General features: G+C 63.6%; 20 protein-coding genes. 9 read left to right on the top strand and 11 right to left on the bottom strand.

Going from position 1 to position 19,087, the window contains the following annotated elements:
- Window positions 1–35 precede the first annotated feature (35 nt).
- Window positions 36–1,862, top strand: coding sequence for a glutaminase A (gene glsA / locus V3587_RS08220; RefSeq protein WP_283376349.1), 1,827 nt, complete (start codon window positions 36–38; stop codon window positions 1,860–1,862).
- 9 nt (window positions 1,863–1,871) lie between these two features.
- Entirely contained in the window at window positions 1,872–2,537 is a 666-nt protein-coding gene (locus V3587_RS08215; RefSeq protein WP_235172133.1) for an SIMPL domain-containing protein, read from the top strand.
- A gap of 51 nt (window positions 2,538–2,588) precedes the next feature.
- On the opposite strand, the gene V3587_RS08210 is transcribed toward V3587_RS08215, so the two are convergent.
- The 4 genes from V3587_RS08210 to V3587_RS08195 all read right to left on the bottom strand — a co-directional run bounded on the left by V3587_RS08210 (window position 2,589) and on the right by V3587_RS08195 (window position 8,183).
- Complete coding sequence (locus tag V3587_RS08210; RefSeq protein WP_185564972.1) at window positions 2,589–4,223, bottom strand: MDR family MFS transporter; 1,635 nt, start codon at window positions 4,221–4,223, stop codon at window positions 2,589–2,591.
- A 5-nt stretch (window positions 4,224–4,228) separates the two neighbouring features.
- Entirely contained in the window at window positions 4,229–4,717 is a 489-nt protein-coding gene (locus tag V3587_RS08205) for a MarR family winged helix-turn-helix transcriptional regulator (protein ID WP_095970526.1), read from the bottom strand.
- 154 nt (window positions 4,718–4,871) lie between these two features.
- A complete protein-coding gene (locus V3587_RS08200) occupies window positions 4,872–6,140 on the bottom strand; it encodes a class I SAM-dependent RNA methyltransferase (RefSeq protein WP_283376348.1) in 1,269 nt (422 codons plus the stop codon).
- A 48-nt stretch (window positions 6,141–6,188) separates the two neighbouring features.
- Window positions 6,189–8,183, bottom strand: a complete 1,995-nt coding sequence (locus V3587_RS08195) for an APC family permease (protein WP_095970528.1) — start codon at window positions 8,181–8,183, stop codon at window positions 6,189–6,191.
- Between the two features lie 171 nt (window positions 8,184–8,354).
- Here V3587_RS08195 and V3587_RS08190 point away from each other — a divergent pair, with 171 nt between their 5' ends.
- A complete protein-coding gene (locus V3587_RS08190; RefSeq protein ID WP_095970529.1) occupies window positions 8,355–9,020 on the top strand; it encodes a potassium channel family protein in 666 nt (221 codons plus the stop codon).
- 86 nt (window positions 9,021–9,106) lie between these two features.
- Window positions 9,107–9,769 (top strand): potassium channel family protein, encoded by a 663-nt coding sequence (locus tag V3587_RS08185; RefSeq protein ID WP_003942632.1) that lies wholly within the window; start codon window positions 9,107–9,109, stop codon window positions 9,767–9,769.
- Between the two features lie 42 nt (window positions 9,770–9,811).
- Here the strand turns inward: V3587_RS08185 and V3587_RS08180 are convergent, their stop codons facing one another.
- Window positions 9,812–11,041, bottom strand: coding sequence for an IS110 family transposase (locus V3587_RS08180; RefSeq protein ID WP_044480091.1), 1,230 nt, complete (start codon window positions 11,039–11,041; stop codon window positions 9,812–9,814).
- 365 nt (window positions 11,042–11,406) lie between these two features.
- Here V3587_RS08180 and V3587_RS08175 point away from each other — a divergent pair, with 365 nt between their 5' ends.
- The gene (locus V3587_RS08175) at window positions 11,407–11,700 is read left to right on the top strand and encodes a GNAT family N-acetyltransferase (RefSeq protein WP_095970530.1); all 294 of its coding nucleotides are present in this window, start codon (window positions 11,407–11,409) and stop codon (window positions 11,698–11,700) included.
- Here V3587_RS08175 and V3587_RS08170 read toward each other — a convergent pair.
- On the bottom strand, window positions 11,693–12,406 hold the full coding sequence (locus tag V3587_RS08170; RefSeq protein ID WP_095970531.1) for a DUF3159 domain-containing protein: 714 nt from the start codon (window positions 12,404–12,406) through the stop codon (window positions 11,693–11,695). The genes V3587_RS08175 and V3587_RS08170 overlap by 8 nt on opposite strands.
- 52 nt (window positions 12,407–12,458) lie before the next feature.
- Window positions 12,459–12,833 (bottom strand): OB-fold nucleic acid binding domain-containing protein, encoded by a 375-nt coding sequence (locus V3587_RS08165; protein WP_003942613.1) that lies wholly within the window; start codon window positions 12,831–12,833, stop codon window positions 12,459–12,461.
- Between the two features lie 138 nt (window positions 12,834–12,971).
- On the opposite strand from V3587_RS08165, the gene V3587_RS08160 reads away from it, so the two are divergent.
- Window positions 12,972–13,697, top strand: a complete 726-nt coding sequence (locus V3587_RS08160; RefSeq protein WP_283376347.1) for an alpha/beta hydrolase — start codon at window positions 12,972–12,974, stop codon at window positions 13,695–13,697.
- 11 nt (window positions 13,698–13,708) lie between these two features.
- Here V3587_RS08160 and V3587_RS08155 read toward each other — a convergent pair whose 3' ends face one another.
- Entirely contained in the window at window positions 13,709–14,548 is an 840-nt protein-coding gene (locus V3587_RS08155; protein WP_200315052.1) for a DUF3710 domain-containing protein, read from the bottom strand.
- A 3-nt stretch (window positions 14,549–14,551) separates the two neighbouring features.
- A complete protein-coding gene (gene dut, locus V3587_RS08150; RefSeq protein WP_200315054.1) occupies window positions 14,552–15,046 on the bottom strand; it encodes a dUTP diphosphatase in 495 nt (164 codons plus the stop codon).
- A gap of 41 nt (window positions 15,047–15,087) precedes the next feature.
- On the opposite strand from dut, the gene V3587_RS08145 reads away from it, so the two are divergent.
- On the top strand, window positions 15,088–15,585 hold the full coding sequence (locus tag V3587_RS08145; RefSeq protein WP_283376346.1) for a DUF3093 domain-containing protein: 498 nt from the start codon (window positions 15,088–15,090) through the stop codon (window positions 15,583–15,585).
- A gap of 80 nt (window positions 15,586–15,665) precedes the next feature.
- Here the strand turns inward: V3587_RS08145 and V3587_RS08140 are convergent, their stop codons facing one another.
- Window positions 15,666–15,968, bottom strand: a complete 303-nt coding sequence (locus V3587_RS08140; RefSeq protein WP_003942593.1) for a DUF4193 domain-containing protein — start codon at window positions 15,966–15,968, stop codon at window positions 15,666–15,668.
- Window positions 15,969–16,501: 533 nt separating this feature from the next.
- On the opposite strand from V3587_RS08140, the gene cei reads away from it, so the two are divergent.
- Window positions 16,502–17,185 carry an envelope integrity protein Cei gene (gene cei / locus V3587_RS08135; protein WP_003942618.1) on the top strand — a complete coding sequence of 228 codons (684 nt, stop codon included), beginning with the start codon at window positions 16,502–16,504 and terminating at the stop codon, window positions 17,183–17,185.
- A 6-nt stretch (window positions 17,186–17,191) separates the two neighbouring features.
- Here cei and V3587_RS08130 read toward each other — a convergent pair whose 3' ends face one another.
- Window positions 17,192–18,070 carry an inositol monophosphatase family protein gene (locus tag V3587_RS08130; RefSeq protein WP_283376345.1) on the bottom strand — a complete coding sequence of 293 codons (879 nt, stop codon included), beginning with the start codon at window positions 18,068–18,070 and terminating at the stop codon, window positions 17,192–17,194.
- Window positions 18,071–18,226: 156 nt separating this feature from the next.
- Between V3587_RS08130 and ppgK the strand changes: the two genes are divergently transcribed.
- The gene (ppgK, locus tag V3587_RS08125) at window positions 18,227–18,994 is read left to right on the top strand and encodes a polyphosphate--glucose phosphotransferase (protein WP_283376344.1); all 768 of its coding nucleotides are present in this window, start codon (window positions 18,227–18,229) and stop codon (window positions 18,992–18,994) included.
- Window positions 18,995–19,087 lie beyond the last annotated feature (93 nt).

Genomic DNA, 19,087 nt, shown 5'->3' with positions numbered 1-19,087 from the left:
ACAAAACGACCGCCATGTCAGCTTAAGGTCGACGTATGGGAACTGTGGTCGACGACCTGATCACGCGAGTGTTCGACGAAGTCCGATCACTCGACGAGGGCGAGTTGGCCGACTACATCCCCGAACTCGCGGCGGTCGCCCCCGATTCGTTCGGAATCTGCATCGCCACCGTCGACGGTTACGTCTACGAGATCGGTGACTCGCGAATCCCGTTCACCATTCAGTCGATCTCGAAACCCTTCACCTACGCCTTGGCTCTCGCCGATCGGGGAAGCGAGGCGGTTGCCGCGAAAATCGACGTCGAGCCATCCGGCGAGCCGTTCAACGAAATCAGCCTCGACCCGCTCACCGAACGGCCACGAAACCCCATGATCAATGCGGGGGCGATCACCGCTGCATCACTGGTTGCTGGCCCGAATCCCGAGGCCCGCTTCGAGCGCATCCGCTCGGCGTACTCGAGGTACGCAGGCCGCGAGCTGACCTTCAACGAGTCGGTCTACACCTCCGAGGCGCGGACCGGTCACCGCAACCGCGCGATCGGCCACATGCTGCGATCCTTCGACGTCATCACCGGCAATCCAGACGAGGCCGTCGACCTGTACTTCCGTCAATGCTCGATCGACGTGACCTGCCGCGATCTGAGTCTGATGGCTGCGACGATGGCGAACAACGGTGTCAATCCGCTCACCCACGAGCGTGCGCTGGCTCCCGCGGGCGTCGAACAGGTCCTCAGTGTCATGGCAACGTGCGGAATGTACGACGGCGCCGGAAAGTGGCTGGTGGAGGTCGGATTGCCGGCCAAGAGCGGCGTCGGCGGCGGAGTCCTGGCCGTTCTGCCGGGCCAGATCGGCATCGCGGTGTACTCCCCCCGGCTCGACGTTCACGGAAACAGCGTTCGCGGAGTTGCTTCCGCCCGGGCACTGTCGAAGGAACTCGAACTGCACTTCCTCCACGTGACGCGGGCGTCACGCTCCTCGATCCGAGCCAGATACAGCGTCATCGAAGCGCCGTCGCGAGTACGACGCACCCCGACCGAACAGGCTGTGCTCGACGACGTCGGCAAGCGCAGCCGGGTCTACGAGCTGCACGGCGACCTCCTCTTCACCGGTGCCGAATCGGCGGTCCGCGAAATCGGCTCGGTGGACGAAGGTCTCGAAGTTGTCGTCATCGACGTCCGCCGCGTCGACGACGCGAGCGACGTCGCGGTGCGGATGATCACTGCGCTGCAGGTTCAGCTGGCCGAACAAGCCTGCGCGGTGGCGGTCGTCGATCCGCAAGGACTAATGGGACAACGGAGTTCGAGCATCGACCCCGCTAGAAGAAGTGGTCGGGTTTTTGCGGACCTCGATTCCGCCATGCAGTGGTGCGAAGACACGTTGCTTGCGGTGCATTGTGAAGCCGATCGTCAGGCGTCGACGATCTCGATCGAGGACCACCCTGTTCTCGATGCTCTGTCCGCGGCACAGATCGAGGGATTCTCGGCTGAATTGGAGACGCGAACCTATGCCCGCGGTGAGAAGATCGCCCGCCGAGGTGAATCGGCCTCGGGGTTCTACCTGATTCTCAGTGGCCAGGTCAGCACCATGTTCACGGACGCACACGGGGTCGAGCACCGGATCACGACGCTCTCCGCCGGAATGACGTTCGGCGAGATGACGATGTTCCTCGACACCCCCTTCCTCAACGACATTCGCGCCGATTCCACGGTCACCGTGGCCGTCCTGACACCGGAGCGATACGCAGAACTGACCGCGCAGGCACCCGAGTTGAAACTTGCACTGCTCGAACGACTTGCGGCAGGAGCCTACGAGCAACTGGACCTGATGTTGCGGAGTGTCATATCCGCCGGACGAATCGGATAGGAAGTACACATGCCGACCACCGCCCTCACCTCGGAGCCGTCCACTGTCACGGTCACCGGAACCGCCACTGCTACAGCTGTTCCCGACATCGTGCGGCTGACGATCGGAGTATCGGTGACACAGACAGCCGTTTCCGACGCATTCGACGCCGTCGCGCGGCTGTCCAGCGCTCTGACCGAGACCCTGCACTCGCGCGGCGTACGCGGAGCGGACCTCACCACCGCCGGACTGAGCGTCCATCCGCAAACTCATTGGAGTGACGGAGGCCGCCAGGAGACAACGGGATTCACGGCCTCGACAACTTTTCGAGTCGTCCTGCGAGAACTGGGGCCGGCAGCGGCGAACTCCCCTGCAGCCGTCATCGCAGCATGTGTATCGGTGGGCGGCGATGCGATCCGGCTGGACGGACTGGAGTTCGATCTCGACGATCGCAGCGATCTGGCGACAAGAGCACGCGAGTTGGCGTGGACGGCAGCCGAATCGAAGGCCAGGCAGTTCGCAGACCTCGCAGACAAAGATCTGGTCGAAGTCCTCGAGGTGCTCGAGGACTTCGACCAGATCGCGCCGATGCGCGGGCGTGTCGCGGCGATGAAAGCGGATTCCGCCCCGATAGCCGTCGAACGCGGCGAGATCGAAGAATCGATCTCGGTCCGCGTTCGATGGGCTATGGCGTGACAGAAGTAATTCAGAAGACGCAGCCGGCAGTAGACCAGCCGGGCATGCGGATCAGCGAGTGAGGTTCTTCTCTTCGCGCTCTTCCTCGAACTTCTGCTCTGCGTCGGGGGTTGCCAGGTCGATCGTGGTGCGCAGCGGACGGTTCGGGATGAAGATGACCGACACGAGCGTTACCACCGCGACTACGGCTGCGACCAGGAAGATCCGACCTGTTGCGTCGCCGTAAGCGAACCGGACGATCTGCGAGACGAAGTCAGGCATGTTGCTCAGATCCAGGCCGTCCTGCAGGCTCTTTCCGGCTACCGCCTGCTGCTCGGGCGGCAAGGTGGACACCGAATCGACTGTCAGTGTCTTGACGCGGGTCGCAAGGATGGACCCGAGCACCGAAACACCGATCGCGCCGCCGAACGTGCGGAAGAACGCCACGATACTGCTGGCCGCACCGATGTTCTCGACGCTGACCGTGTTCTGCACCGCGAGCACGATGTTCTGCATCAACATGCCGGTACCAAGACCGACGATGGCGATGAAGATTCCGATGGTCCAGAGGCTGGTGGCGTGGTCGATCGTCGACAGCAGTCCGAAACCGACAAGCAGCAGGACTGCGCCGGCGACGATGAAGGGCTTCCACTGGCCGAACTTGGTGATCAACTGTCCCGAGCCGACGGAAGCGACGAGCATACCGGCGACCATCGGGATGGTGAGCAATCCGGCTTCGGTGGGATCGAATCCGCGTGCGGTCTGGAAGTACTGCGTCAAGAAGGTCGTCGCGCCGAAGAGGCCGACACCGACGGCGATCGAGGCGATGATGGCGAGAGCCGTGGTGCGCTCGGTGATGATCTTGATCGGCAGGATCGGATCCTTGACCTTGGATTCGACGAACATCGTCAGGCCGAGCAGGGCCAGACCACCGATGACGAAGAAGGCAGATTCCTTCGAGAACCAGGCGTAGTAGTCGTCCTGGCCGGCAAACGACACCCAGATCAGCAGGACGCTGACACCGGCGGTGAGCAGGGTGGCGCCCATCCAGTCGATGGAGACGTTGTCCTTCTTCACTGTCTCGACGTGCAGTGTGCGCTGAAGCAGGAACAGTGCGATGACTGCCAACGGGACACACACGTAGAAGCACCAGCGCCAGCCGGCAGTGTCCACGAGTACGCCGCCGAGGATCGGTCCGCCGGACATCGAGACGGCCATGGCCGCACCCATGTATCCGGAATAGCGACCGCGATCTCGCGGCGGGATGATCGTGCCGATGATGGCGACGACGAGTGCGGTCAGGCCACCCATACCGATGCCCTGGATGACACGTGCACCGAGCAGCAACGGAACGTTGTGTGCCGCGCCGGCGATGACCGAACCGATCACGAAGATGACGATCGCGGTCTGGACCAGGACCTTCTTGTTGTACAGGTCGGCCAGCTTGCCCCAGATCGGCGTCGATGCCGCGGTGGCGAGCAGTGCCGTGGTGATGATCCAGGCGTACTGAGTCTGCGTTCCGTGCAATTCGCCGATGATCGTGGGAAGCGCGGTCGAAACGATGGTGCTGCTGAGCAGCGCCGTGAACAGCGCTGCGATGAGGCCGGTGAGTGCCTCGAGGATTTCGCGGTGAGTCATCGCGGCCGCTTCGCGGGGCGATCCGTCACCTCCGGTACTTGCCCGGGTTTCTCCAACTGTTGCTGCCATGTGCCTTATCTCCCAATACTTTCTACGCCCGTGTGCGGAACTGCCGGTGAGGCCTGCCGATTCGATGCGCCGAACGTCTCGTTGAGACGTTGCAGCGATGTCACTGCGGCCATGGCCTCTTCCTGGCTCCAGTCTTCGAGCATGTTGCGCAAACGCGCCGCACGCCGCTGCGTGGTTTTCCTTAAAACGTCGTGTCCCTCTTCCGATACTCGGATGCGGAACGCCCGTTTGTCAGCCGGATCGGGATTTCTCTCGACATACCCCGCGTCGACCAGATCCGACATTTGTCGGCTGAGCGACGACTGACTGACACACAGATCGACGGCCAATTCGTTCTGTCGGCACTCCCCCCGCGCTGCCAGCATGAACAACACGCTGACCAGTGCAGGCGGCAGCAGGCTGTCTGCGCCGGTGGTGACCGCGGCTCGCAGCGATCTGCCGAACATGAAGATCGTGTCGACGAGCGCCTGGGCCGTCTCCGGCTGTACCGACATTGCCTACCCCTGAATTCGAGTGGCCCGAATGAGCCGTGACTTGAAAACGGAAAACTACTTGCAGAACGAAACTATACGATTAGTTGCGTAATGCAAGCAACTGTTGTGAACGCGAGAAGCGTCACACCCGTTCGGGGAAAGAATTCGCCACGCGTCAGCGTTCGAGGAGCGCGATGCACTCCATGTGGTGAGTCTGCGGGAAGGCGTCGAACGCCCGGAGGCCGCCGATTCCGAAGCCCTGCTCCAGGTAGAGACCGATATCGCGACCGAACGACGCGGGGTCACAGCCGATGTGCACTATCCGCTCGGCGCCAGTTGCGGCGAGCGCTTCGACGACCGGACGACCCGCGCCCGCTCGTGGCGGATCGAGCACGATGACGGCAGGCGATCGCTCCAGATCCGGGAGAACGTTCTCGACTCGGGCACTGTGGAAGCGCACCTGACCGAGATCCGAGAGCGCTTCCCGTCCGTCGGAGACTGCTCGCGCCGAGGATTCGACGGACTCCACGACCCCGGACGGCCCGACAAGGTCGGCGAGCACAGCTGCGAAAACCCCGACTCCGCCGTAGAGATCCCAGGCCGTGTCGTCGGTAGCGGCTCCGGCCCAATCTCCGACCACCTGTGAGTACGCGTTCGCAGCACTGCGATGGGCCTGCCAGAAACCCGTGGCGGACAACGCCCATTCTCGATTGCCGACGCGCTCGATCACTGTGTCCGACCCGATGGCCACGCGGGTCTTTCGCGGACCGCCGCTTGCCGCTCGGCGTGCCATGGCGCCGCGACGCCCCGGAGTCCGTCGTCCCGTCTTGGACACAGCGGGCGCGGCGATTTCCACGACGTGCCGCTCGCCGGTGGCGTCGAGAACGACCTGCAGCTCACTGCCCGGCGTCCATTGCTGGCCGCCGAGACCGTCGTAGGCGCTCTGATCGATCTGGGTGCAGCGCAGGTCCGTGACGATCCGGTTGCTCCGGTACGCGTGGTATCCCGCGACCCCGTGCCCGTCCACCGCCAACCGCACTCGCGTGCGCCACCCTGTCCCGTCTCCGGTTCCAGGTAGTTCCTCCACCGCGACGTCCGATTCGACGCGAGCGAGTCGCAGAAGCTGCTCCCGCACGACCGAGGTCTTCATCTCACGTTGGACGCTCAGATCCGCGTGCGAGTAGTCGCAGCAGCCTGCCCCGCCCGGGCCGGAGATCGGGCAGGTCGGATCGATGCGATGCGGAGATGCGTCGAGAACGGCGATAGCGTCGGCGCGGCAGAACGATCCGCCCTTGTCCTCGGTCACCCGGACCAGCGCCCGCTCCCCCGGCAAACCGTGACGGACGAACACGACCCGCCCCTCGTGCCGGGCGACGACGAACCCGCCGTGACCGGGGTTGCCCAGATCGACCTCGAAGGTCTGCCCGGTCCAATTCTCACTCAACGAACTACGCCTGCCATTTCGATGTTGCCGATCATTTCTCGCGGGTGATCATTTCTCGCCGGTGTCGTAACCGCGACGCGTGGCGCCTGCGGTCTTCTCGATGTCGAGCGGCTTCGCCTTGGCCGACGAACTCAGCTGCCACGGAACGCTCGTCACCATCACGCCGGGCTGGAAGAGCAGGCGGCTCTTGAGGCGGAGCGCACTCTGGTTGTGCAGGATCTGCTCCCACCAGTGTCCGACAACGTACTCGGGGATGAACACGGTGACGACGTCACGCGGGGCATCGCGTCGTACACGCTTGACGTAGTCGAGAACCGGCTTGGTGATTTCGCGGTACGGCGATTCGATCACCTTGAGCGGAACCGTCACGTCGCTCTTCTCCCACTCACGCACAAGTGCACGGGTGTCTGGCTCGTCGACGTTGACCGTGATGGCTTCGAGGGTGTCCGGTCGCGTGGCTCGCGCGTAGGCGAGAGCTCGCATGGTCGGCATGTGCAGCTTCGAGACGAGCACGATCGAGTGCGTGCGGCTGGGCAGCACACCGTCCCACTCCTGCTCCTCGAGCTCGGCCGCGACGCTGTCGTAGTGCTTGCGGATCATCTTCATCACGATGAAGATCGCGACCATCGCGACGATGGCGATCCACGCGCCGGCCGCGAACTTGGTGATCAGAACGATGATCAAGACTGTGGCGGTCATTGCCAGACCGATCGAATTGATCACTCGCGAACGCTGCATGCGGGCGCGCTGAGACTTGTCGGTCTCGGACTTCAGATGCCGAGTCCAGTGCTTGATCATGCCGGTCTGGCTGAGCACGAACGAGACGAAGACGCCGACGATGTACAGCTGGATGAGCTTGGTGACCTCGGCGCCGAACACCACGACGAATGCGATAGCGGCACCGGAGAGGAAGAGAATTCCGTTGCTGAACGCCAACCGGTCGCCGCGGGTGTGCAGCTGACGCGGTAGGTACCGATCCTGCGCCAGGATCGATCCGAGTACCGGGAATCCGTTGAACGCGGTGTTCGCGGCCAGAACCAAGATCAGTGCCGTGACGATCGCCATGAAGAAGAATCCGATCGGGAAACCACTGAACACGGCTTCGGCGATCTGCGCGATCAAGGTCTTCTGGTGGTAGCCCTCCGGGGCTCCGACCAGCTGTTCCTGCGGGTTATGGGCGTAGACGATGCCGATCTTCTGAGCCAGGATGATGATGCCCATCAGCAGGACGATGGCGATCGACCCGAGCAGCAGCAAGGTCGTGGCGGCGTTGCGCGACTTCGGCTTCTGGAACGCCGGTACGCCGTTGCTGATGGCCTCGACGCCGGTCAGGGCGGCACAGCCCGAGGAAAATGCGCGAGCTATCAGGAACGCGAAGGCAATTCCGTACAGATGCGAGTCTTCGGCGTTCAGCGTGAACGACGACGATTCCGCGTGCACGTCCTCACCCAGGACGTAGATCCGGAAGAATCCCCACCCGAGCATCAGGAACATACCGACGATGAACGCGTACGTCGGAATCGCGAACGCCGTGCCGGATTCACGGATACCGCGAAGGTTGACCGCGGTCAGCAACACGATCGCGGCGACCGCGAACAGCACCTTGTGCTGCGCGACGAACGGCAGAGCCGAACCGATGTTCGACGCCGCCGACGATATCGACACCGCGACCGTCAGCACGTAGTCGACCATCAGCGCACTACCGACGGTCAGACCGGCGGTCGGGCCCAGGTTGACCGTTGCGACCTCGTAGTCGCCGCCACCGGACGGGTAGGCGTGGACGTTCTGGCGGTAACTCGCCACCACCACAGCCATGACGATGGCTACGGACAATCCGATCCAGGGCGTGTACGCGTACGCGGAAATACCCGCGACGGAGAGAACCAGGAAGATTTCTTCGGGGGCGTACGCGACGGATGACATCGCGTCGGACGCGAAGACCGGTAGTGCAATTCGCTTGGGTAGCAGCGTGTGCCCGAGTTTGTCGCTTCGGAACGGCCGACCGAGCAGGAGCCGCTTGGTAGCGGTCGAGAGCTTAGACACGTGCAAAGCGTAAGCCGTCTCGCCCGATTCGGAGTCATCAGCGCCCCAACTTCACCTTTTGTCGTGACAACCGGCACGCAGGCGACCGTTGTACTTGCTCTTCCCGTGAGGGGCTGTACCGTTCGATTCGGCGTGCAATCGCGCCACGAGGGTCCATGAACGGAGTAGGGCGTGTATGTCGTCATCATGGGGTGCGGTCGGGTGGGTTCGTCCCTCGCCGCATCTCTGACCAGGATCGGACACGAGGTCGCCGTCATCGACCGCGATCAGAGTGCGTTTCTGCGTCTCGATCTCGACTTCCCGGGAACCAAGGTTCTGGGAATGGGGTTCGACCGTGACGTGCTGGTCCGGGCAGGCATCGAGCGCGCCGACGCCTTTGCCGCGGTGTCCTCGGGAGACAATTCCAACATCATCGCAGCACGTGTCGCGCGCGAGACTTTCGGCGTCGAGCGCGTCGTCGCACGTATCTACGACGCCAAGCGTGCCGCCGTCTACGAACGGCTCGGCATTCCCACGGTCGCCACCGTGCCGTGGTCGACAGATCGTTTCCTGCACACGCTGACCAAGGAAAGTCAGACTGCGAAGTGGCGCGATCCTTCGGGCACCGTTGCCATCACCGAACTTGCCCTGCACGAGGATTGGGCCGGAAAGCCGATCTCCCTCCTCGAGAGCGCGACCAGTTCGCGAGTCGCCTTCGTCATCCGCTTCGGGACCGGCGTTCTCCCCGATCGCAAGACCGTCATCCAAGCCGACGACCAGGTCTACATCGCGGCCGTATCGGGAACCGTCGCCGAAGCTGTCGCGCTGGCCGGCAACCCACCGCCGAGCGACGACTGAGGGAGGCCGCAGATGACTGAACCGCACGCCGTCCCTCACAACAAATCTGCGACTGTGTTGCACTACAACGTGATTGGAAGTTCTCGATGAAGGTCGCCATCGCCGGAGCCGGCGCCGTAGGCCGCTCCATTGCGCGTGAGCTGATTCGAAGCTCACACGACGTCATGCTGATCGAACGCAAGCTCGATCACATCGAACCGGAGTCGGTGCCCGAGGCGAAGTGGGTACATGCGGACGCCTGCGAACTCAGCCGGCTCGAGGACGCGTCGATGGAGTCGTACGAAGTCGTGATCGCCGCGACCGGAGACGACAAGGCCAACCTGGTTCTCAGTCTGCTCGCGAAAACCGAGTTCGGTGTTCGCCGAGTTGTCGCCCGCGTCAACGATCCCCGCAACGAATGGCTCTTCGACGAGTCGTGGGGCGTAGACGTCGCCGTCTCGACACCACGGATGCTCGCTTCGCTCGTCGAAGAAGCCGTCTCCGTCGGTGACCTGGTCAAACTGATGACGCTGCGGCAGGGACAGGCCAACCTCGTCGAGATCACGTTGCCCGACAACACACCGCTCGCCGGCAAGGCCGTCAAGAAACTCGAACTGCCGCGAGATTGCGCACTGGTCACCATTCTGCGTGGCGGACGCGTGATCGTCCCGCAGATGGACGATCCCATCGAAGGCGGGGATGAACTGCTCTTCGTTGCGGCCGTCGACGCCGAGGATCAGTTGCGCGTAGCACTCCGTCTCGAAAACTGACACGAGCACACCGACACGAAAGACATCTCAGGAAGTTAACAGTCAAGCCGCGAGCACGAGAGGAGGTGGGAAGGCATGGGTTTCGTCGTAGGTTTGTCCGGTTTGCAGGCAGTGGTGGAGTTGTCCGAGGAATTTGTTGAACAAGTGGCGTTTGGCTTCTTGGAGCCAGTCACCTTTGGCTCGGCGCGCGTCGTAGTGCCGCCGCGCTCCGGGCGAGGATTTCAGCGCTGCCATCGCCCAGATCGAACCGGCGGCGGCGAGACGCCGGTTCTTGATGTGCCGGTGCGTAATGACGGTCTTCTTGCCGCTGGCGCGGGTGATCGGCGCGGATCCAGCGAAGGCTTTCAATCCACGAGCGTCGTCGAATTTCGAGCGGTCGTCACCGATCTCGGCGAGCACCCGGGCGCCGACCACTGGCCCCACGCCGGGGAAACTGGTCAGGATCTTCGCGTCCGGGTGTCGGTGAAAAGTCTCGGTAACCGCCTCCGTCAGGTCGGCAACCGCAGTACAGATGGCGTTCAGCTGCCCGAGCAACGCGCTCAGTTGCCGTCCCATCGCTTCTTCGATCATGGCGGGCTGACGGAGGTGCTCGGCGGTGAACACCTCGCGCAGGCGCCCGGCGTCCCGATCGAGATATCGCTGGCGGCCGGCTTTGGCCATCAACTTTCGCAATCGGGCCGGAGTCAATGTGGCCGCCTGGGCAGGGGTGGGAGCAGCGGTGAGGATCATCCGGGCATCGGCTCGGGTGATGCCGCCTTCGAGACCGGCGAAGGCTTCCAACGCTGCCGGGTAGAACTCCTTGAGCAGCGCGATGACCCGGTTGGTGACCTGTTGCCTGTTCCAGATCGTGTCCTGCTGCGCGCGAGCGAGCACCCGCACACTCTGGGCCAGCTCGGAATCATTCGATCGTGGGCGATGCTCGGGCAGGTCGGTGCGCAGGATATTCGCCAAGGTGCGGGCATCGACCGCATCGGACTTCGCTCCGGAGACGACATGCCTGGACCGGTAACGCGAGGCCGCGAGCGGATTGATCGGGTAGACCTGCCTTCCCGAGGCGGTCAACGCCGCGACCCACAGACCGTGATCGGTCTCGATGGCCACCGGCACCGGCTCGTGCGGGTCCTCACCGGCGTCGGCGAGCATGGCCAACAAGGCCTCGAATCCCGAGGCGGTGTTCTCGACCCTGCCGCCGGCCACCAGGCGGCCCGTGTGGTCGACGACCGCGATGTCGTGATGATCAGTGGCCCAATCGATTCCACAGAACAAACTCATTCGTTCCCTCCGTCTGCTCGATACGATGCCCGGTACCGGGCAGGGGCCACGCGGCACCCTAATCGCAGGACTCGACGGTCCGTCATCTCAGTAGCCGTCCGTGACTCCAGCACACCGCAGGACCCCCAGTGCTTTCCGAAGAGCTCTACGGCTCGGGAGAACTCATACCGGGGTGAACCCTGCGGTCGGCAGGGGCAACGCCATCACACCACCGAACACCAGATCACTGCTACCGGGGCGCACCGTTCTTTCGTGAGACATCGAATGTCCGGGCAACAACAGGCGTCGCCCCGACAGCAGCACCAGAACACAAACTGTCCCTATACGGGGTCAGCTCCTATCCCAACTACCGATTAGGGAAACTCATGGCACAGGCACCCGAAAACACCGTAGTCACCGACAATCCAAGCCAGAGCCGGTACGAGATCCATGCTGACGGCGACCTCGCCGGCATCGAGGACTACACCACGTCCGGAGACGTCGTCTCGTTCAACCACACCGAGATCTACCCGGCCTTCGAAGGTTTCGGGTTGGCCGGGGTTCTCGTCCGCCAAGCCTTGGACGACCTACGCGCGCGCGGCCTCAAGGTTCACCCGGTCTGCCCGTACGTCGTGAAGTTTCTCGACAAGCACCCCGAGTACCAGGACCTGATCAGCTGAGATCGCGGTCTTCGCGCGGCTTCGTCGGATTCACCGAGCCCACCTCTTCGGACCCTTCGTCCGTTGTGGTGGGCTCGCTGCCTTCGGGCCCCACAACAGGTTCCGGCTCGACGATGCGATCGGCCTTACGCACCGCCCAGACCGTCACGAGCAGCACCAAACCGGTCAGTGGCCACCCCATACCGATGCGGGCGACTGCGAGCCATCCGGTGTGGTCGGTGTCGTAGAGCTGTGACTGCACGAGATACCGCGCACCGAAGACCAGTGCCCACGCCGCCGTCGCGATGTCGTAGAGGCGGACGGCGGAGCTGTGCTTGCGCCAGAGATTGCCGTGCCCGTTGAGATAGCCCCAGATGATTCCGACGAGTGGCCAGCGCACGAGGATGGAAATCAGGAAGACCGCACCGTAGGCGAGGCTCGTGTAGATACCGAAGAGGAAATATCCCTTGGCATCGCCGGTGCGATAGGCGATGAACGCGGAAACTCCGACTCCGAGAAACCCGGAAATAGCGGGTTGGAGGGAATCCTTGCGAAAGAGTCGCCAGGCCGCGATAGCGACAGCGACGCCCAATGCGGCCCAGATTGCCGCAGTGAGGTTCCAGATGCTGTTGACCGGGACAAAAATCAGAATCGGCAAAGACGAATAGATCAGACCACTCAGCCCGCCGAGTTGGTCTATTACCGATCGCTGTTGTGTTTCAGTCACCTGTCGAGGGTGCCACAGTCACCGAGTTGCACGGTAAATGCGGGAAACGCGCCTATTCGCCGCGCAGTTCGTAGTAAGGGTTGAAGATCGCCTTGCGACCGTCACGCTCGCCCACACGACCGCGGATCAGCAGGGTCTTACCGGTCTCGATACCCGGGATCCGGCGACGCCCGATCCAGACGAGATTGATCACCTCGGTGCCGTCGAAGAACTCGGCCTCGATACTGGCATTTCCCGACTTGGGACACGCGTCGACGCTGCGGAGTCGGCCCACCATCGTGACTTCTTCACCGCGACGACAATCGCACGCCTTCTGACCTCCGGAAGCCTTGTTGGACTCGGCCATTTCCTGGGCGTCCAACTGGTCGACGTCCTCGGTCAGACGCTGGGTCAGTCGACGAAAATATCCTGCGGCGGCGGGTGCCATTGCGCGCTCCTGCGAACATGTGTGACGCAAGGGTTTCGCGTCACGTGAAGGGCTGTGTGATCGCCACTGTAGACCCATTACGAGCGTGTAACCACACCGGTCAGTCCGCGTCTCGGGGGCACCGGGCAAGATCAAAAGATGCAGAACTCAGAATCGGCGACCGTTGCCGTCGTTCTCCCAGGTACAGGCTCTGACGCCCACTTCGCGGACCGCGCATTCCGGGCGCCGCTGGCGGCTCTGGGTGTGCGCATCGTCGCAATTGAACCGGACCCTCGGCGTGTCGTGGACGGCTACCTGGACGCGATGAACAGCGCCGCGGACACGTACGGCCGAATCATCGTCGGAGGGGTCTCGATCGGGGCGGCCGTTGCGCTCCAGTGGGCAGCCGCGAACCCCGATCGAACCGCGAGCGTGTTGGCAGCGCTTCCGGCCTGGATCGGGTCGGCGGACGACGCACCCGCTGCGGCGAGCGCGAAGTTCACCGCAGGGCAACTGCGCTCCGAAGGTTTGGAGGCGGTGATCGCGGCAATGCTCGCGTCGAGTCCGGCATGGCTCGGAACCGAACTCGAGCGCTCCTGGCGCTCGCAGTGGCCCGATCTCCCGGCAGCACTCGACGAGGCTGCGTCGTACCACTCGCTCGGCGAGAGCGAGCTACGGGCGGTGGGCGTTCCGGTCGGCATTGCGTCGGCGGTGGACGATCCGGTTCATCCCGCGGCGGTAGCGCAAAGCTGGGCGGCGGCACTGCCCCGCGGCGCAGTGGCCACGACGACGCTCGACATGATCGGGCGCGATCCCGCTGTTCTGGGGGCCACCTGCATCAAAGCGCTCGCGGCGATCGAATCCGATACCACCGCGAGCGCCTGAAGAAAACCCTGTTACTGACCCAATTGCTGCATGGCAGAACCGGATTCGCCGCTACGAGGCGGCGGGGTCGGTCGCGCCGGGGGTGCCGGCGGAGCGGGTGGAGCTGCCTGCTGTTGCTGCTGGGCGGCGACCTGCTGCTGCTGAGCTGCCGCCAGCTGCTGCTCGTGTGCGGCGGCCAACTGCTCGGCGAGTATCTGCGGGAGCACGACGGGCAGCGGTGTCCGCACCGGATGCGGCTCCGATCCTCGGTTGACGACGGTGTCGCGCAGGATGTCGCGTGCGATTGCGACCAGCGGGGCGTTCGCGGCTGTGGATCCGCTCGGACCCGCGACGACGCAGCGCACCATCCATCGCGGACCGTCGACGCCGATGAACCGCAGGTCCATATTGGCCGTCACAGCAGCCAGTTCCCGGCCCCACGGGCCGTTCTCGACGCTCACCGCGGAATTGTCGTCGCGAAGCGACTGCGCGAGCTCAGCCACGACCTCTCGCCACTGACCGGGTGATTTCGGGGCGGCGTAAGCGGCTACGGTGACGCGACCGTGCTCGGTGACCAGGTGCACGGCCTGCGGCGAACCGTTGGGCGCCATCTCGACCTGCAACTGTCCGCCGGTCGGCATCGGCACCAGAACGGACCCGAGATCCAGGCGCTGACCGTCACGGCCTGCCGTCGGATCGTCGGAATCGATCTCCGAGATGTCGTAGGGGCCCTCCGATTCGTCACCGAACTCGTCGCCGGCGGCATCGAGATCGTCTTCGACCTCGTCGACCTCCACCGACTCGTCGTTCTCGTCACCGAAGAAGCTGGTGGGTTCCTCGTCGACGTCTGTCTTCTTCTTGCGTCCGAACATGATTCAGACTCCCTCTCCGACTACCGCGCCAGGCACATCGGTATCGAGTATCGCGTGACCGCCGCTGGAACCGTAGCCTCCGGTTCCTCTGGTCGTGTCGTCCAGCGACTCGACTTCCTCGAAAACAGGGAGTTCGACTCGTTGAACCACGAGCTGAGCGATTCGGTCACCGCGGCGGATGTCGATGGCTGTGGCCGGATCGAGATTGATCAAGCAGACCTTGAGTTCGCCCCGGTATCCCGCGTCCACGGTTCCGGGCGCATTCACGATCGACAGTCCCGATTTGGCGGCGAGTCCGGAACGCGGATGGATCAACCCGACGGTGCCCACCGGCAACGCGATCGCGATCCCCGTTCCGACCAGTGTTCTATGGCCGGGTTCGATGGTGACGTCGCTGGTGGAGCACAGATCCACACCCGCATCTCCGGGATGCGCACGCTGTGGAACGGGCAGGTCTGGATCCAGTCGCTTCAAGGCGATGGAGAGATGGTCGCTCACGTGGGCCAAGACTACTCGTAGCGACGGACTATCCTTGACAGGTGCCCGAAACATCTCGACCTGACGTCGCCACCACAACGCCCCCGTCCACGACGCTGTACTCCGAGCGCCTGTGGGTGCCGATCTGGTGGTGGATCGCCGGGCTGGCCGTAGCCGGACTCCTCGCGGCCGAGGTCCACATGGGCCGCCCGGGGCTTCTCTCGTACCTGGCCTACGTCGTGCTGCTCCCCATCCCGATCTGGGCGGCATTCTGGCTCAGCCGGATGCGCGTCGAGGTGGTCGAGACAGCAGGGGTGAAAGAACTGCACGTGGGTAGAGCCCACCTGCCGGTCGAACTGATTTCGCGGGCGGCAGCAGTGCCGGCATCCGCGAAGAGTGCGGCGATGGGGCGCCAACTCGATCCGTCGGCGTTCGTCCAACATCGCCCCTGGGTCAAGACAATGGTGTTGATCGTGCTCGACGACCCGGAGGATCCCACGCCGTACTGGTTGGTGAGCACACGTCGTCCCGCTGATCTGCTGGCTGCGCTGGGTCGCTGACCAGCGCGGTCACAGCAAAGCAGTACTTCCCGACCCTTGGTCGACCCTCGAGCTGACGGGTCGACCACCGGGAAGGGAGATCAGGCAGCGCAGTCCATGCACACGAGCTGTCCGTTGGCATCACTGGCCAGGCGGCTGCGGTGATGAACCAGGAAGCAGCTCGAACATGTGAACTCGTCTGCCTGCTTGGGAACCACTCGAACCGAGAGTTCCTCGCCGGAAAGGTCGGCACCCGGCAGCTCGAAGGACTCCGCGGTGTCCGTCTCGTCGATGTCGACGACGGCTGACTGCGCTTCGTTGCGTCGCGCCTTCAGCTCCTCGAGCGAGTCCTCCGAAACCTCGTCGGACTCTGTACGCCTCGGTGCGTCGTAGTCAGTTGCCATCTCGTCTACCCCATCCTCTTCGTGTATCCCGGTCCCGTGTGCGCCGAGAATCCGGTAGATCCTTGATGCGCATGGAAACCGCCGTGGCATCCAGATCATTCCCTGTCGCTGCATAACGCTGCAGGACTGGAATTAGTGCCCGGAAGTTCCTTCCGAGAACGTGATCTGCGCCTCATTTGGTTGTCATTTCGGCGTCCTGCCGATGCCCAGTTGAACGACCTGGGCCGCCAGACAGTAGCCGACGTGAGCACGAAAGTAGTAACCGAATCGGAAATTTCCGAAAAATGACTGCGAATTGTCACCAAGGCAAGAGCAAGCTGTGACCTTTCGGCGATGTTTTCGGGCCGAATCCGGGTACAAACAGGCCGGTAATCGGCCAACTGGCGGTGGGCGATCGACAGCAGTTCGACGCGTCGAGCCTCGCTTCGGCTGTGTCGTCACACATGCCCTCTAAGGTAGGCACCGAACGTCATGCCGGCACCGCTCGGCCCGATGGCGAAGTAGAAGTTTCGTCAAGAAAGTCGAGGGATACCGTGGTTTCTCTGATCACCGAAGGCAGCTCTACCGATGACCAGGGACGTCCGTTCCGCCGTCGGCGCGCGTGGCCGGTGATCGCCGTGTTCGCGGTACTCGCATTGATCGGCAGTGTGTTGTGGGTTCGCATCCTGAGCGCCGAGGCCGAAGTCAGTGACACCGTGGCCTGCAACCTCCCGCAGCCTTCCTCCGATCCGTCGGCAGCGGCGCCACTGCCGTTGGGAACCGTCGTCGACCGGTCGAAGCTGCTCGACGTCGACCCCGCTCCCCTGGCGGCCACCAAGGTTCGCGTGTTCAACGCCAACGGTGAACACGGTCAGGCGGCCCAGGTGGCGGCGCAACTGAGCGAATTCGGCTTCTCCAGCGCGCCGGACGTTCAGGTCGGAAACGACCCCGTCTACGTCGACCAGAACATGGAGTGCCAGGGTCAGATCCGTTTCGGAGCGAACGGCCTCGCCGCCGCCAGTTCCGTCTGGCTGGTCGCCCCCTGTGCCGAACTGGTCCAGGACGGTCGCGGCGACGACACAGTCGACCTGGCTCTCGGCACCTACAACAAGGGCGCCCTCACCCCCAACACAGACGCCACCGCGATCTTGCATGCCCTGGCCGAGCAGCCCGCGAACGCCGAAGTCGCCCCGATGGACATCGCGCTGCTCAAAGCGGCCCGCACCGCACGCTGCTGACAAGCCTCAGCTCGGAATCGGCTGATCCGCACCGATCGAACTGAGCATGCCGGCGAACTGCTCGGCAATTGCCGGAGCCACCGCGTAGACGACATCCCCGTCTGCCGAAGTGGAATCGGGCGCCGGGACGTTGATGACAGCGCCCGCTTCGGAAGCGATCAGCGAGCCCGCTGCCCAGTCCCACGGACTCAGTCCGTGCTCGAAGTGGGCGTCGACCCGGCCGGTGGCCACCATGCACAGATCCAAAGCAGCCGAACCGATGCGTCGGATGTCGCGAACCTGCGGCAGGATCTGCCCGATCAACGCGCCCTGTACCTTCCGGCGATCCGCTCCGTAACCGAAACCGGTGGCCAACAGCGCCATTGACAGCTCGGTCACCGCATTGGCGCGTAGGTCGCTGGCGACGCCGTCGGCCGTTGTCATGGTTGCGCCGCCGCCCCGATGCGCGGAGTACGTTGTTTCCATCGACACGTCGACCACAGCGCCGGCCACCGAGATTCCGTCGATCTGCACGGCCACCGAAATGGCGAACGCGGGGATTCCGTAGAGAAAATTCACCGTGCCGTCTATGGGATCGACGACCCATCGAACTCCCGCGGAATCGTCGGTGTCTCCGCCACCTTCCTCACCCAAGATCGAATCTGCAGGCCGCAATTGCGCGAGAAGATCGCGAATCACCTGCTCGGTTTCGGTGTCGACCACCGTGACGGGATCGGTGGGCGTGCTCTTCGCAGCAACCGAACCACCCTCGGCGGCACCGGAACCCACCAGGCCGAATACCTCGGGCCGACGCAAGCGGACGTGTTCGGCTGCGCGTTCGGCGACGGCTACGGCAACTGCCCGCAAATGTGCGGGATCCAGAGAATCGGAGGAAAAGTCGGGCAATGTTCTTTCTGAAGGGCGCACCGGACCATCGCAACACATCTCTACCGAGGGGCACCACTCGAACGCCTCGAGTCGCACGCGCCCGGGTCCTTGTTCGGGTTAGTGTTTGCAACGGTAGATCGTGACCTCGAATTCGACACTCAGGAGCGCAGGACGATGACAACCACAGGTTTCGGGATCGATGTCGGCGGCAGCGGCGTCAAGGGCGGCACGATCGACCTGAGCACCGGGGAAATGATCGGTGACCGCATCAAGATCCTGACCCCGCAGCCGTCCACTCCCGATGCGATCGCGGGCACTGTGGCCGAGATCGTCGAGCAGGCCGAGTGGACCGGTCCGGTCGGCATCACCTTGCCCGCTGTCGTGACCGGCGGCGTCGCGCACAGCGCTGCGAACATCGACAAGTCCTGGATCGACACCGACGCGGCCGCGCTCTTCGGCAAGGCCCTGGGCGGCCGCGAGGTCACCGTCCTCAACGACGCCGACGCTGCCGGAATCGCCGAGGACTCCTTCGGGGCGGGCAAGGACACCTCCGGCGTCGTGATCCTCTTGACCTTCGGCACCGGAATCGGATCTGCCGTGTTGCACAACGGAGTTCTGTTGCCCAACACCGAGTTCGGTCACCTCGAGGTCGACGGCAAGGAAGCCGAGCATCGAGCGGCCTCGTCGGTGAAGGAAAAGAAGGACTGGAGCTACAAGGAGTGGGCGGTCGAGGTCTCGCGAGTTCTGACCACCTTCGAGAACCTGCTCTGGCCCGACCTCTTCATCGCCGGCGGCGGCATCAGCCGCAAACACGAGAAGTGGATTCCGCATCTGACCAACCGCACGAAGGTCGTCCCCGCCACCCTGCTGAACACTGCGGGAATCGCCGGAGCTGCACTCGCGTCGGTCGGATTGACCAGGCCGGCTCCCGTCGCCGGATGAGAAAACCCGCACGTGAAAAGCGGAAAATCTACCTGTTACGGCCCGCCGTGACGTAAGAGTTTCCTGAGAGTCGTTACAATGGTGAAGTCCGGC

This window comes from Rhodococcus sp. IEGM 1306 (genome assembly GCF_036541985.1).
Taxonomy (GTDB): Bacteria; Actinomycetota; Actinomycetes; order Mycobacteriales; family Mycobacteriaceae; genus Rhodococcus_F; species Rhodococcus_F qingshengii.
The sequence above is the reverse complement of the archived record's forward strand: the minus strand, read 5'-3'. Positions and strand labels throughout refer to the sequence as shown.